The 13,088-nt window shown below is 45.7% G+C and carries 12 protein-coding genes and 3 tRNA genes; 14 read left to right on the top strand and 1 reads right to left on the bottom strand.

Features of this window, described 5'->3' with window-relative positions:
- Positions 1-42 precede the first annotated feature (42 nt).
- The 3 genes from nfuA to HRU21_07755 all read left to right on the top strand — a co-directional run bounded on the left by nfuA (position 43) and on the right by HRU21_07755 (position 2,361).
- The gene (gene nfuA / locus HRU21_07765; protein ID NRA42187.1) at positions 43-621 is read left to right on the top strand and encodes a Fe-S biogenesis protein NfuA; all 579 of its coding nucleotides are present in this window, start codon (positions 43-45) and stop codon (positions 619-621) included.
- Between the two features lie 447 nt (positions 622-1,068).
- Complete coding sequence (locus tag HRU21_07760) at positions 1,069-1,770, top strand: NUDIX hydrolase (protein NRA42186.1); 702 nt, start codon at positions 1,069-1,071, stop codon at positions 1,768-1,770.
- 51 nt (positions 1,771-1,821) lie between these two features.
- Positions 1,822-2,361, top strand: a complete 540-nt coding sequence (locus HRU21_07755; protein NRA42185.1) for a hypothetical protein — start codon at positions 1,822-1,824, stop codon at positions 2,359-2,361.
- A gap of 200 nt (positions 2,362-2,561) precedes the next feature.
- Here HRU21_07755 and HRU21_07750 read toward each other — a convergent pair.
- Positions 2,562-2,636, bottom strand: a tRNA-Asn gene (locus tag HRU21_07750).
- A gap of 106 nt (positions 2,637-2,742) precedes the next feature.
- Between HRU21_07750 and uvrB the strand changes: the two genes are divergently transcribed.
- The 11 genes from uvrB (at position 2,743) to HRU21_07695 (ending at position 12,767) form a co-directional block, all read left to right on the top strand.
- The gene (gene uvrB / locus HRU21_07745; protein ID NRA42184.1) at positions 2,743-4,758 is read left to right on the top strand and encodes an excinuclease ABC subunit UvrB; all 2,016 of its coding nucleotides are present in this window, start codon (positions 2,743-2,745) and stop codon (positions 4,756-4,758) included.
- 64 nt (positions 4,759-4,822) lie between these two features.
- A tRNA-Val gene (locus HRU21_07740) sits at positions 4,823-4,899 on the top strand.
- A gap of 225 nt (positions 4,900-5,124) precedes the next feature.
- Positions 5,125-7,077 carry a threonine--tRNA ligase gene (gene thrS, locus HRU21_07735; protein ID NRA42183.1) on the top strand — a complete coding sequence of 651 codons (1,953 nt, stop codon included), beginning with the start codon at positions 5,125-5,127 and terminating at the stop codon, positions 7,075-7,077.
- Positions 7,078-7,097: 20 nt separating this feature from the next.
- Positions 7,098-7,631 (top strand): translation initiation factor IF-3, encoded by a 534-nt coding sequence (infC, locus tag HRU21_07730; GenBank protein NRA42182.1) that lies wholly within the window; start codon positions 7,098-7,100, stop codon positions 7,629-7,631.
- An 88-nt stretch (positions 7,632-7,719) separates the two neighbouring features.
- Complete coding sequence (rpmI, locus tag HRU21_07725; protein ID NRA42181.1) at positions 7,720-7,911, top strand: 50S ribosomal protein L35; 192 nt, start codon at positions 7,720-7,722, stop codon at positions 7,909-7,911.
- 37 nt (positions 7,912-7,948) lie between these two features.
- Positions 7,949-8,305, top strand: coding sequence for a 50S ribosomal protein L20 (gene rplT / locus HRU21_07720; GenBank protein NRA42180.1), 357 nt, complete (start codon positions 7,949-7,951; stop codon positions 8,303-8,305).
- A gap of 116 nt (positions 8,306-8,421) precedes the next feature.
- Positions 8,422-9,438 (top strand): phenylalanine--tRNA ligase subunit alpha, encoded by a 1,017-nt coding sequence (pheS, locus tag HRU21_07715; protein NRA42179.1) that lies wholly within the window; start codon positions 8,422-8,424, stop codon positions 9,436-9,438.
- Positions 9,439-9,524: 86 nt separating this feature from the next.
- Complete coding sequence (gene pheT / locus HRU21_07710) at positions 9,525-11,909, top strand: phenylalanine--tRNA ligase subunit beta (protein ID NRA42178.1); 2,385 nt, start codon at positions 9,525-9,527, stop codon at positions 11,907-11,909.
- 44 nt (positions 11,910-11,953) lie between these two features.
- Complete coding sequence (gene ihfA / locus HRU21_07705; GenBank protein NRA42177.1) at positions 11,954-12,256, top strand: integration host factor subunit alpha; 303 nt, start codon at positions 11,954-11,956, stop codon at positions 12,254-12,256.
- Positions 12,237-12,617, top strand: coding sequence for a MerR family transcriptional regulator (locus HRU21_07700; protein NRA42176.1), 381 nt, complete (start codon positions 12,237-12,239; stop codon positions 12,615-12,617). Before ihfA ends, HRU21_07700 begins: the two co-directional genes overlap by 20 nt.
- Before the next feature lie 73 nt (positions 12,618-12,690).
- A tRNA-Pro gene (locus HRU21_07695) sits at positions 12,691-12,767 on the top strand.
- The last annotated feature ends 321 nt before the right edge of the window (positions 12,768-13,088 follow it).

Raw genomic sequence — 13,088 nt, 5'->3', positions numbered from 1 at the left:
CCTGAGTAAAATACTCGGTCTTTACTCAGCCAAGGTTGTAATATGATTACCATCACAGATTCTGCACAAGCGTATCTCAAAGAATTGCTCGACAAGCAGGATGATGACGTCGTTGGTGTTCGCGTATTCATTAATCAGCCAGGCACGCCAAAAGCCGAAACTTGCATTGCTTACTGCCGTGATGAAGACAAGAAAGAAGGTGATGAGCAAATGGCCTGTGCCGGTTTTACTGCCTATTTTGATTCACGCAGCTGGCCTTTTTTAGAAGATGCCTTGGTTGATTATGCAAAAGATCGTATGGGTGGTCAGCTAACGATAAAAGCGCCTAACGCTAAAATGCCCCGTGTAAATGATGACAGCCCGATTGAAGATCGCATCAATTACGTTTTATACAATGAGATTAATCCGTCGCTGGCCTCGCATGGCGGCGATGTTTCTTTAGTGACGGTAACGGAAGACATGATCGCGATTCTTAAATTTGGTGGCGGTTGTCAGGGGTGTTCGGCTGTTGATATGACCCTAAAGCATGGCGTTGAAAAAACTCTGCTGGAGCAAGTACCTGAACTTAAAGGTGTCAATGACGAAACTGACCATTCAGATACCTCGCAAGCCTATATGTAAGTCGTTGAGGCCAAGTTTTCGAATCTAAGTCGTTAAATCTGAGTCGTCGCATCTAAGTTGTAGAATCTTAGAATCGATAAAAAGCACCGTTATTTAAGTCCTGCATTATTTCAGCGCATTAAAGCAATATTACATCTAAAAAACCTTAGTCTTTGTGCTTTGCGAGTGCTTTTAGTCAGTACTTTGATCAGTGCTGTAAATGAGTGCTGCAAATCAGTTCTTAAATGAATGCTTTTCAAATTCTTGCTGGCTCACACCAACTAGTTTGGATGAACGAAGTGCGGGCCTTAGCCTTATGCTGGGTCTTTGAATAGCTTAGCTGACCTTAAGTTTGATAGCTGACGTTTGATCACAACATAAACCTTGCAAGATCGATTGGGCGTGAGGCCGCTTGGTGCGTATATGCACATACCTTTCACAGCATGACCTTAAAGGAGTAGGTCTTTCTTGAGTAGTGAAACACATATCATTGAATCGGCTACCGTGTTGATATTGCGCCATTCATCCTCTGGTGTAGAGGTATTATTGGCTAAACGAAATCACACGCTCAAATTTTTGCCTGACCACTGGGTGTTTCCCGGTGGCGCCTTAGAGAAAGGTGATCATGCCCAGCAGTGTGATTTGCAGCAAGCCTTGCGCAACGCGGCTGTGAGAGAAGTAGAAGAAGAGGTTGCGATTGTTATTGCGCCGGAGCAGTTAAACTATTTCGCGCATTGGGTGACACCTGCCTCGGCCGAGAAACGCTACTCAACGCATTTCTATTGGACCTTTATAGATCAAACTACTGCGGCGCAGGCTAAAGTAGATGGTTCGGAATTAGTGGCTTTGCAGTGGTTTCAAGCTGCTGATGCAATCGCTCAGCAAGCATCGGCGCAACTGCCAATGTTGCCGCCAACCTTGGTGAGTTTAATGCGCTTAGTGGCTTGTGAAAACGAAGCGTCAGTTCAATCAAACTTATCATTTGATAAGTTTGAGTCTATCACGCCTAAAATGGCGCTATTGGGTGATGATTTGTTGATGTTATACCCTGGTGATATAGCATTCGAGTCGGCCCAGCCGGCGGCTTTTGCGCAAACCGATGGTCTGCATCGCTGCATTTATCGTGACGGTGTCTGGCAATATGTTGATACCAGAGGCGAAGTTTTTTGAGGCTTTCAGCCTCTCCTTACGTATTAAGCATTCAATCTTCGGTGCTACGTCATGGATATTGCGCTTAAAAACATCAAGCTTAACCTCAGTCAGTCACTCAGTTCACATTGCTTTACGGCAACCCTTTTTATTGATGGTAAAGCCTGCTTCGATGTGAAAGATGATGGCTTTGCAGAGCCTATCCTGTATTACCCTTTGTTAGATTCACATATTCAATTATCAGAATTGCTAAGGTATATGAGCGGTCAGAAGATTGCTTGCGCTGATGCGGCATCACGGCTTGCTCCGCATTCACAGCAGGAATTAAGTTTTACTGAGCTGGATGCCGCCATTATCTCGATGGTCGATGAGCATGTGGCTAGGCAGAAAACCGAACAACAGCTGAGGCGCGTGACCTTTTTACAAGCGAGGCAGCTTTATCAGCTATCCAATGTATCATCGGTTGATGAACTGACTCTGGCGCGGGTGAAAAAGCAAGCCTGGTGGCGAAGTGATAATGTGTTGTTGAACGAGCTGCCGCTTAAGCAGGCGCAAAAGCTGCTGCAAGCTTTGAATTTTCGGGTCGCTATTTTTGAGCCGCCAAGCCGATAACTGTGATGCTATTGCTATTACATTGATGTGGGCTTTGCGCATCTCTTAAGCTTTATATCCGCTTAGCAAATGCATAAATTTGAAGCGAAAAACAAAAAAAGAAAGAAGTTAAAGGTGGTGAAAGTTAATAAAAAGAGTACTTGAAAGATGAGATAAAAAAGACATAAAAAAAGCCTGTCAATGACAAGCTTTTTAGAATTTGGCTCCGGTGGTTGGGATCGAACCAACGACCAATAGATTAACAGTCTACTGCTCTACCGCTGAGCTACACCGGAAAGATCAAAGCTTTGCTTTGAATGGACGCGAATAATAGGGATCTATGGTATTATCGTCAACTATTTTCGCGAAAAAATATCGTCTTAAGGAATTGCTGTTTATTCTATGAGCAAGTTGTTTAATGTTCAGTCAAAATACCAACCTGCAGGTGATCAACCTGCTGCTATTAAAGGCTTGGTTGATGGCGTTCAATCGGGATTACATAATCAAATATTGCTCGGTGTTACCGGCTCGGGCAAAACTTTTACCGCAGCAAATGTTATTGCAGAGATCGGTCGGCCAACGATTGTTATGGCGCATAACAAAACCCTTGCGGCGCAGCTTTACGGAGAGTTTAAGGAGTTCTTTCCTAACAATGCGGTAGAGTATTTTGTCTCGTACTATGATTACTATCAACCCGAGGCCTATGTGCCATCGTCCGACACTTTCATCGATAAAGATGCCTCAGTCAATGAGCATATTGAGCAGATGCGTTTATCTGCAACCAAGGCTTTGCTTGAGCGACGTGACTGTATTGTTGTGGCTACGGTTTCTGCGATTTATGGCCTAGGCGATCCAAAGTCCTATTTGTCCATGATGTTGCATTTGGATCGCGGTGATCAAATTGATCAGCGAACCATTTTACGCCGTTTGGCAGAGCTTCAATACACGCGCAATGATGCTGACTTTCATCGCTCAACTTATCGTGCGCGAGGTGATGTGATCGATGTCTTTCCTGCGGACTCTGATTTTGAGGCTTTGCGGATTGAGTTATTTGATGATGAGGTTGAGAGTCTTAAGCTGTTTGATCCACTTACCGGTGAGATTTTACATAACTTGCCGCGCTATTCGATCTTTCCTAAAAGCCATTATGTGGCACCGCGCGATACGATGCTGAAAGCCATTGATGAGATTGAGCTTGAGTTATCGGAGCGTCTGGAGTATCTACGTAATAACGATAAATTAGTAGAAGCTCAGCGTTTAGAGCAGCGCACCCGTTATGACTTAGAAATGATGCGTGAATTAGGCTATTGCAATGGCGTCGAGAATTATTCTCGCCAGCTTTCTGGGCGCAAAGAAGGTGAGCCGCCGCCAACCTTGTTTGATTATATTCCGGATGATGCCTTGATAATCATCGACGAGTCACATGTGACTGTGCCGCAAATCGGTGCCATGTATAAAGGTGATCGCTCACGCAAAGAAACCTTGGTGCAGTATGGTTTTCGTTTGCCTTCTGCACTGGATAACCGCCCTATGCGCTTTGAAGAGTGGGAGGCGATTGTGCCGCAAATGGTCTGTGTCTCTGCTACCCCCGGGAAATATGAGCTAGCAAAGGCTGATCAAACGGTAGAGCAGCTTGTAAGGCCTACGGGCTTGGTTGACCCCTTGATTGATATTCGCCCGGCCAGTAGTCAAGTTGATGATCTGTTTGATGAAATACAAAAAACGGTTGAGAAAGGTGAGCGGGTGCTAGCTACGGTGTTAACCAAGCGCATGGCCGAGGATCTTACTGATTATTTGGCCGAGAACGGCGTGCTGGTGCGCTATTTACACTCGGATATTGATACCGTGGAGCGGGTTGAGATTATTCGCGATTTGCGATTAGGCGAATTCGATGTGCTGGTTGGTATTAATCTGTTGCGCGAAGGCCTAGATATGCCTGAGGTCTCTTTGGTGGCTATATTAGATGCCGATAAAGAAGGTTTTCTGCGCTCTGAGAGCTCGTTGATTCAAACCATTGGCCGTGCCGCCCGAAACGTAAACGGTAAGGCCATACTGTATGCTGATAAAATCACCGGATCAATGCAGCGAGCAATGAATGAAACTGAGCGTCGTCGTGAAAAACAAGTAGCCTTTAATGCTGAGCATAATATTACCCCGCAGGGGGTGAAAAAGTCGGTGGCCGACATCCTAGAAGGTGCTGTTACCCCCGGTAAACGCAGCAAACGTAAAACAAAGCAAACCGCAGGCGAGGCCTTGCGTGAGGTGGCAGAGGTAAATAGCCTGTCGCCGAAGGCGCTTGAGAAACAGATAAAGCTGCTCGAGTTAGACATGCATGAGGCGGCACAAAATTTAGAATTTGAGCGCGCTGCTAGCTTGCGTGATGAGCTGCAGCGCTTAAAATCTGCGGTGTTTTATTAGGGCTAGACGCTTGCATTTAAATCCGTATAATGCCCTCCCTTAATTGCATCTGATGCAATTTTTTACGACCGTAGCTCAGTTGGTTAGAGCACCACCTTGACATGGTGGGGGTCGGTGGTTCGAATCCACTCGGTCGTACCAATTTTTGCCTGTGGCGGTAGTTGGCGTGATGTGCTTCAGTTGTGCCTAAATTATGCCTCAATTATGCCTTAGTATGGTTATAGTTGCGCATTTCCTAGCATGGTCAGTTACTTTTTGACGAATGTAATCAGTCGAAAGTTATGGCTTTTGCACTGACCGGTTGACCGTTACAGCTAAAGCTTATTAAACAAGTGGCCTCACGTATTGGCCACCACTGGAGACAACATGCCTGTTATTACTCTTCCTGACGGCAGTCAGCGCGAATTTGATAAACCTGTTTCTATTGCCGAAGTCGCTCAAGACATTGGTCCTGGCTTATTTAAAGCTACCGTTGCGGGTCGCATTAATGGTGAGCTGCATGATGCTTGCGATATCATTCATGATGATGCCGAGGTGTCGATCATTACCCCCAAAGATCAAGAAGGCTTAGAGATCATTCGCCATTCTTGTGCGCATCTGATTGGTCATGCAGTGAAGCAATTATTTCCTGATGCAAAAATGGCGATTGGCCCTGTCATTGATGAGGGCTTTTACTACGATATCGATTTTGATCGTACGTTTACCCAAGAAGATGTTGATGCGATTGAAGCACGCATGAAGGCGCTGATTGCGACCGAGTACGATGTTGTGAAAAAGCCAAGCTCACGCGAGCAAGTGTTGGCGACATTCCAGCAGCGTGAGGAAAGCTATAAGGTTGAAATCGTAGAGCAGGATATTCCTGCAGACCAGGCGCTAATTAGCCTGTATCAGCATCAAGAATATGTTGATATGTGTCGCGGCCCACATGTGCCTAACACTCGCTTTCTCAAGCATTTTAAGTTAACCAAAGTTTCTGGTGCTTACTGGCGCGCTAATGCCGACAATAAAATGCTGCAGCGCATATACGGTACCGCGTGGGCCGACAAAAAACAGCTTAAGCAATATATTCGCCGCATTGAAGAGGCGGAAAAACGCGACCACCGTAAGTTAGGTAAACAGCTCGATCTGTTTCATATGCAGGATGAAGCGCAAGGTATGGTGTTTTGGCATCCGAAAGGTTGGACCATTTACAATACCATTGAATCCTATATGCGCGCTAAGCAGCGTCAGCATGATTACCAAGAAATCAAAACCCCGCAAATCGTCGATATTTCCTTATGGCAAAAGTCGGGGCATGCCGATAAATTTGCTGAGGGCATGTTTACTTTGCCTACTGAGGATCGCACATTTGCCGTTAAGCCGATGAATTGTCCCTGCCATGTGCAGGTATTTAATCAGGGCTTAAAGTCTTATAAAGAGCTGCCATTACGCTTGGCCGAATTTGGTTCCTGTCACCGTAATGAGCCATCCGGTTCTTTGCACGGGATCATGCGCGTGCGTGGCTTTGTGCAAGATGATGCACATATTTTCTGTGCGGAAGAACAAATTCAATCGGAAGTGTCAGCGTTTATTGATTTCTTGCACGAAGTCTATGCTGATTTTGGCTTTAGTGATCTTATCTACCGTTTATCAACTCGCCCTGAGCAGCGCGTCGGCAGTGATGAGATTTGGGATAAAGCTGAGCAAGCTCTAGCTGAAGCATTAGACTCAAAAGATTTGCCGTGGCAAGAGCTGCCAGGTGAGGGTGCGTTTTATGGGCCTAAAATTGAATTCTCTATGCGTGACTCTATTGGCCGGGTATGGCAAATGGGTACCATTCAGGTTGATTTCTCGATGCCTGGAAGATTGGATGCACAATTTGTCGCTGAGGACGGCTCGCGGCAAACCCCAGTGATGTTGCATCGCGCTATCTTGGGCTCGTTCGAGCGTTTTATTGGTATCTTAATCGAGCACTTTGAAGGCGTGTTTCCAACCTGGTTGGCACCTGAGCAAGTCGTGGTGATGAATATCACCGATAAACAGGCGGATTTTGTGCAGGAAATTACCAAAAAACTGCAAAATCAAGGCATTAGGGCGATTTCTGACTTGAGGAATGAGAAGATAGGCTTTAAAATCCGCGAGCACACAATTCAGAAGCTTCCTTACCTACTCGTCGTAGGTGATAAAGAAGTGGAAAACGGTACGGTTGCTGTGAGAACGCGTAAAGGGGTTGATCTTGGCGTATTAGCAGTCGACGATTTTATTGCGCTGATTCAAGATGATATTGCTCAGCGAGGCCGTATCTCGGCAAATGCCGAGGGCGAAAGCCCAAATGATTAATTAATTTGGAGGAAAAAACCATCAAAGGTGGTAATAGAAACAGTAAGAAAGCGCTAACCAATGACGAAATCACCGCATCAGAAGTACGCCTCGTTGGCGCTGATGGCTCTCAGGTTGGCATTGTTTCTCTCCAAGAAGCAAAAGATGCAGCGCAAGCTGCGGGTTTAGATCTTGTACAAATGGTTGCTGATGCACAGCCGCCGGTTTGCAAGGTGATGGATTACGGTAAGCACCTGTTTGACTTAAAGAAGCAGCAAGCTGCGGCCCGTAAGAAGCAAAAACAAACCCAAGTCAAAGAAATTAAGTTTCGTCCAGGAACGGACATTGGGGACTATAAGGTAAAACTACGCAACCTTATTAAGTTCCTAGAGCATGGGGATAAAGCCAAGGTCACAATGCGCTTTCGCGGTCGTGAAATGGCTCACCAAGACATAGGTATGGAGCTGCTCAAGCGCATTGAGACAGATCTTGAAGACTATGGTGTGGTTGAGCAATTTCCGAAAATGGAAGGTCGGCAAATGAGCATGGTACTTAGCCCTAAAAAGAAAAAGTAATCGCCTCTTTCAAGCGATTGCTGCCTAACTTGTGCCAGGACGGTAAAGAACAAGCCTAGGCCTAACATTGAATGCGGAGTATTGAAAAATGCCAAAATTGAAAGTACACAGTGGTGCTGCAAAGCGCTTCAAAAAAACGGGCTCTGGCTATAAGCGTAAATCTGCGCACAAAAGCCACATCCTTACCAAAATGACAACCAAGCGTAAGCGTCAGTTACGTGGTACTAGTCTGGTTCATAAGAATGATCAAATTCTTATCGATCGTCTATTACGCAACTAATCACATTACGTTAACTGTTTAAAGGTAGGAATTTAACATGGCTCGAGTAAAACGTGGTGTGCAAGCACGCCGTCGTCACAAGAAAATTTTAAAACAAGCTAAAGGTTATTATGGTGCTCGCTCTCGCGTCTTTCGCGTGGCTAAGCAGGCGGTAATCAAAGCAGGTCAGTATGCATACCGTGACCGTCGCCAACGCAAGCGTCAGTTCCGTTCGNTATGGATTGCGCGTATTAACGCCGCTAGCCGTTCGAATGGTTTGCCATACAGCCAGTTTATTAATGGTTTGAAAAAAGCCGGTATTGCGCTTGATCGTCGCGTATTAGCAGATATTGCTGTACACGATAAAGCAGCATTTACTGCAGTTGTAGAGAAAGCCAAGGCTGCTCTAGCTTAATAATTATCAAGTTTGCTATGTCCTTGGCATAGCCTTACTGATAAGAAGTTGAAAAGGGAAAGCCATGCTTTCCCTTTTTTTCGTTGATTCACAATAAAAACGGTTTTGTCATCGTAATGGAAAATTTAACGGCTCTTAAAACCACGGCAATTGCTGCCATCGAAGACGCTGCTGATCTCGCGACATTGGATGAGATTCGCGTCAATTTTTTAGGCAAAAAAGGGCAAATCACTGCATTACTTAAGGGGCTGGGGCAGTTGTCTGCCGAGCAGCGACCGCAAGCGGGTGCGCAAATTAATCGCGTTAAACAAGAAGTTGCTGAGCTTATTCAGCAGCGCAGAGCAGCACTTGAGCAAGCGAAAATTAATGCCCAACTGGCCAGTGAGACCATTGATGTAACACAGCCGGGTCGCGGTGATGCAGTGGGTGGTTTACACCCGGTAACACAAACTATTGAGCGGATTGCTGAGTTTTTTCGCGATATGGCCTTTGAGGTAGTAGAGGGGCCTGAAATCGAAGACGATTATCATAATTTTGAGGCACTCAATATCCCAGCGCATCATCCAGCACGTGCGATGCATGATACATTCTACATAAATGAGCATACCGTGCTGCGCACCCATACCTCACCCGTTCAAGTTCGCACCATGGAAACGCAGCAGCCCCCCATCCGCGTTGTTTGCCCAGGGCGTGTCTACCGCTGCGATTCAGACTTAACGCATACGCCTATGTTTCATCAAGTTGAAGGCTTGGTGATTGATAAAGATGTTAGCTTTGCTGACCTGAAAGGCATTGTGCAGGAGTTTCTCAAAGTATTCTTTGAAAAAGAGCTTGCTGTGCGGTTTCGGCCTTCCTATTTTCCCTTTACTGAGCCATCGGCAGAGGTGGATATTGAATGCGTAATGTGTGGTGGAGAAGGCTGTCGAGTATGTTCGCATACTGGCTGGTTAGAGGTGATGGGCTGCGGCATAGTGCACCCTAGCGTGTTTGAACACAGCGATATCGATACCGAGCAATACACTGGACTGGCGTTTGGCATGGGTGTTGAGCGCTTAGCGATGCTTAGGTACGGGGTGAACGATCTGCGCTTATTCTTTGAAAATGATTTGAAGTTTTTAGAGCAGTTTAAATAGCGCTAAGGCGTTTCGCTCGGCACATTTTTAATAAAGTATCGTAATTGGCCTTATCCGGGCAAAATTGATGAGATAGAGAATAAAACATGATATTCAGTGAATCCTGGCTTAGAGAATGGGTTAATCCAGCATGGTCAACTGAGCAATTGGTGGCTGAGATCACCATGGCAGGACTAGAAGTCGATGCGGTCGAAGCCGTGGCTAGTGATTTTTCAGGCGTTATTGTGGCTGAGATTGTCGCGGCTGAACAACACCCTGATGCCGATAAATTACGTGTTTGCCAAGTGAATTTTGGTGGTGACCAAGCAGTTCAAGTGGTTTGCGGCGCACCTAATGCAAGGGTCGGCTTAAAGGTCGCGTTTGCGCAAGTGGGGGCCGTGTTAAAAACCGAGGATAATAGCGATTTTAAGATTAAAAAGGCCAAGCTTCGTGGCGTAGAGTCATTCGGTATGTTGTGCGGTGCTTCAGAGCTTGGCATGGAAGATGTGCTTGATGGCCTCATGGAGTTGTCTAGCGATGCCACTGTCGGCGCTGATTTACGCGAATATTTAGACTTAAACGATACCCTTATTGATGTTGATTTAACGCCTAACCGTGGCGACTGTTTAAGCATTTTGGGTATTGCACGCGATGTCGGCGTATTGAGCCAAACTGATCTGAATATGCCCAAGATTGAAGCTGTTAGTGCTGCAATAGATGAAACTATCGACGTAGATATTCAGGCAAGTGACGACTGCCCGACTTATGTTTCACGGGTTATCAATCACGTTGATTTAAGCCAAGCGTCGCCATTATGGATGGTAGAAAAATTACGTCGTTCAGGTATTCGCTCAATCGACCCTGTGGTAGATGTGACAAACTATGTCTTACTTGAGCTGGGCCAGCCGATGCATGCTTTTGATAAAGCCAAGCTTGCTGGCGGTATTGTTGTTCGTAAGGCAAAAGCTGGCGAACAGCTGACTCTGCTAGATGAGCAAATATTAGAATTACAGTCAGACAGCTTAGTGATTGCCGACCATGACAAGGCGTTAGCGTTAGCCGGTATCATGGGTGGTTTAGACAGTGGCGTGAGCCAAACGACAAGCAATATTGTGTTTGAATCGGCTTTCTTCGCGCCTGAGAAAATTGCTGGCCGCGCTAGATCATATGGTTTACACACTGATTCCTCGCACCGATTTGAGCGAGGCGTTGATTTAGCCAATCAAGTTCGCGCGGTAGAGCGGGCTACTGCTTTATTATTGGCGATTTGCGGTGGCGAGCCAGGCCCAACAGTGGTGCACGGTCAGGCCGTGGCTGAACCGCGCAGTGTTAGCTTGAAGGCACAGCGATTAGCACAAGTATTGGGTGCCGAGCTGCCGCACAGTCAAGTTAGCGACATTTTACAGCGACTAGGTTTTACGGTTGATTATGCAGAAGATGTTTGGCACTGCAGCATTCCAAGCTGGCGTTTTGATGTCAGTATCGAAGCTGACTTAGTCGAAGAAATAGCCCGCGTTTATGGTTATAACCAGCTTCCCACGCGCCAAATGCGAGTGCCGGTAGACTTTGTGCGTCGCCAAGAAGCAGAAACGCCGCTGATGTCAATAAAACACACCTTAGTAGCTCGGGGTTATCAAGAGGCAATCGCCTACACCTTTATTGAGCCCAGCTTGCAAGCTGATTTTGATGATGAGGCGCCGGTGGCAGTTGCCAATCCTATTTCCTCTGATATGGCGGTTATGCGAACCTCGCTGATTCCTGGACTTGTTCGTGCTATGCAGCATAACTTGAAGCGACAAGTGACACGGCTTAAGTTGTTCGAAAGTGGTCTGCAGTTTCATGCCAGCGACGCTGATAGCACAGGTGCAGAACAGCGTAATTTTATTGCCGGTATAGCCACCGGTAATCGCTTACCAGAGTCTTGGGCTAACCACGCCGAGCCAATTGACTTCTTTGATATAAAAGGCGATGTTGAAAGTCTATTACTGCAGTGTCGGCTAGATGATGTCAGTTTTGTTGCTGCCGAACGTAAAGGCTTTCATCCCGGTCAAACCGCTAATATTGTGCATGCGGGTAAAGTGATTGGCTATTTGGGTTGCTTGCACCCAGAAATGACAAAAAACTATGGAATTGCTGGGCAAGCCTTCGCTTTTGAGCTATCTTTAGCTGAACTAACAAAAGGAAATGTCCCTAGCTTCAAGAGCTTATCAAAATTTCCTCAAGTAAGACGCGATCTTGCAATCGTAATTAATGAGTCGGTCGCAGCCGGTTCAGTGTTGCAAGCGGTTCGTGACACAGCAGGGGAAAATTTTGTCAACGCCTGGATTTTTGATGTATATCAAGGCAAAGGTGTTGCCGAGGGGCATAAAAGTTTGGCGATTGCTATGAGCTTTCAGCACCAGAGCCGTAGTTTGCAGGATGATGAAATCCAAACGACTATCGACGCTATTGTTGATGGTCTGCAGGATAACTTTTCTGCAACGCTGCGATAGTCTGGGTTAAATCGCGACATAGTGAGATAACAAGGTATATTGTAATGTCAGCACTGACAAAAGCAGGCATGGCCGATCAGTTATTTGAAGAGCTTGGCTTAAATAAGCGTGAAGCAAAAGAAATTGTTGAAGCATTTTTTGAAGAAATACGATTGTCTTTAGAGAGCAATCAATCGGTTAAAATATCCGGCTTTGGTAATTTCGATTTACGTGATAAAAACGAGCGTCCGGGCCGCAATCCAAAAACCGGCGAAGAAATCCCTATTTCCGCACGACGTGTTGTTACCTTCAGACCTGGACAAAAATTAAAAGCAAGAGTAGAAGAGTATGCTGGAACCCAGTCATAACGCCGAATTACCGGTAATTCCGGGCAAGCGCTATTTTACTATTGGTGAAGTCAGTGAGCTTTGTCTGGTAAAGCCTCATGTATTACGCTACTGGGAGCAGGAGTTTCCTCAGCTTAAACCGGTAAAACGTCGTGGCAACCGTCGTTATTATCAGCGTCAAGATGTGTTGTTGATTCGTCAAATCAGAAGTTTACTGTATGACCAAGGATTTACTATTGGTGGTGCTAGACAGCAGCTGGATAGCGATAATAATAACGGCAGTGATCATCAGCCAGCGGAAGATAAGGCCGCTTACAAGGCTGTGCTAAGGCAAATGATCAGCGAGCTAGAAGAAGTGCTTGCTGTACTAAAAGCTGGCTAACAATCTATTTATATATGACTTTATTCAGGGTGCGTTTTGTGTATAATGCTCCACCTGATTTTTGCTCTTTCGTCGGGATGTAGCGCAGCCTGGTAGCGCATTTGCATGGGGTGCAAAAGGTCGCTGGTTCGAGTCCAGTCATCCCGACCATTTCTTTCTTTCGTTATTCGCCACTCGCCACTCGCCATTCGCTATTTGCCATTCGCCTTACTTCTTTAGACCTGCTTCATTCTTTTTTTAATTGCTTTTCTAGCTAATGCTAATGCACGGTTTGGCTTAGATGTATTTAAAGCGGTATTTACTTAGCTATTTATAAATAACTTGGTGTATCATAACCTTTATCAATAAGCCCTTTATCAATAAGCCCTATACTGAAAACGTTGTATCAATAACAGCTTAAGTGTATCTGAAGCTTGCATGATATTTTCCAATATTCCGAGACTTTACAACTTTATAGTCAGTATTTTTCTG

It is taken from the genome of Pseudomonadales bacterium (assembly GCA_013215025.1).
Lineage (GTDB): Bacteria > Pseudomonadota > Gammaproteobacteria > Pseudomonadales > DT-91 > DT-91.
The sequence above is the reverse complement of the archived record's forward strand: the minus strand, read 5'-3'. Positions and strand labels throughout refer to the sequence as shown.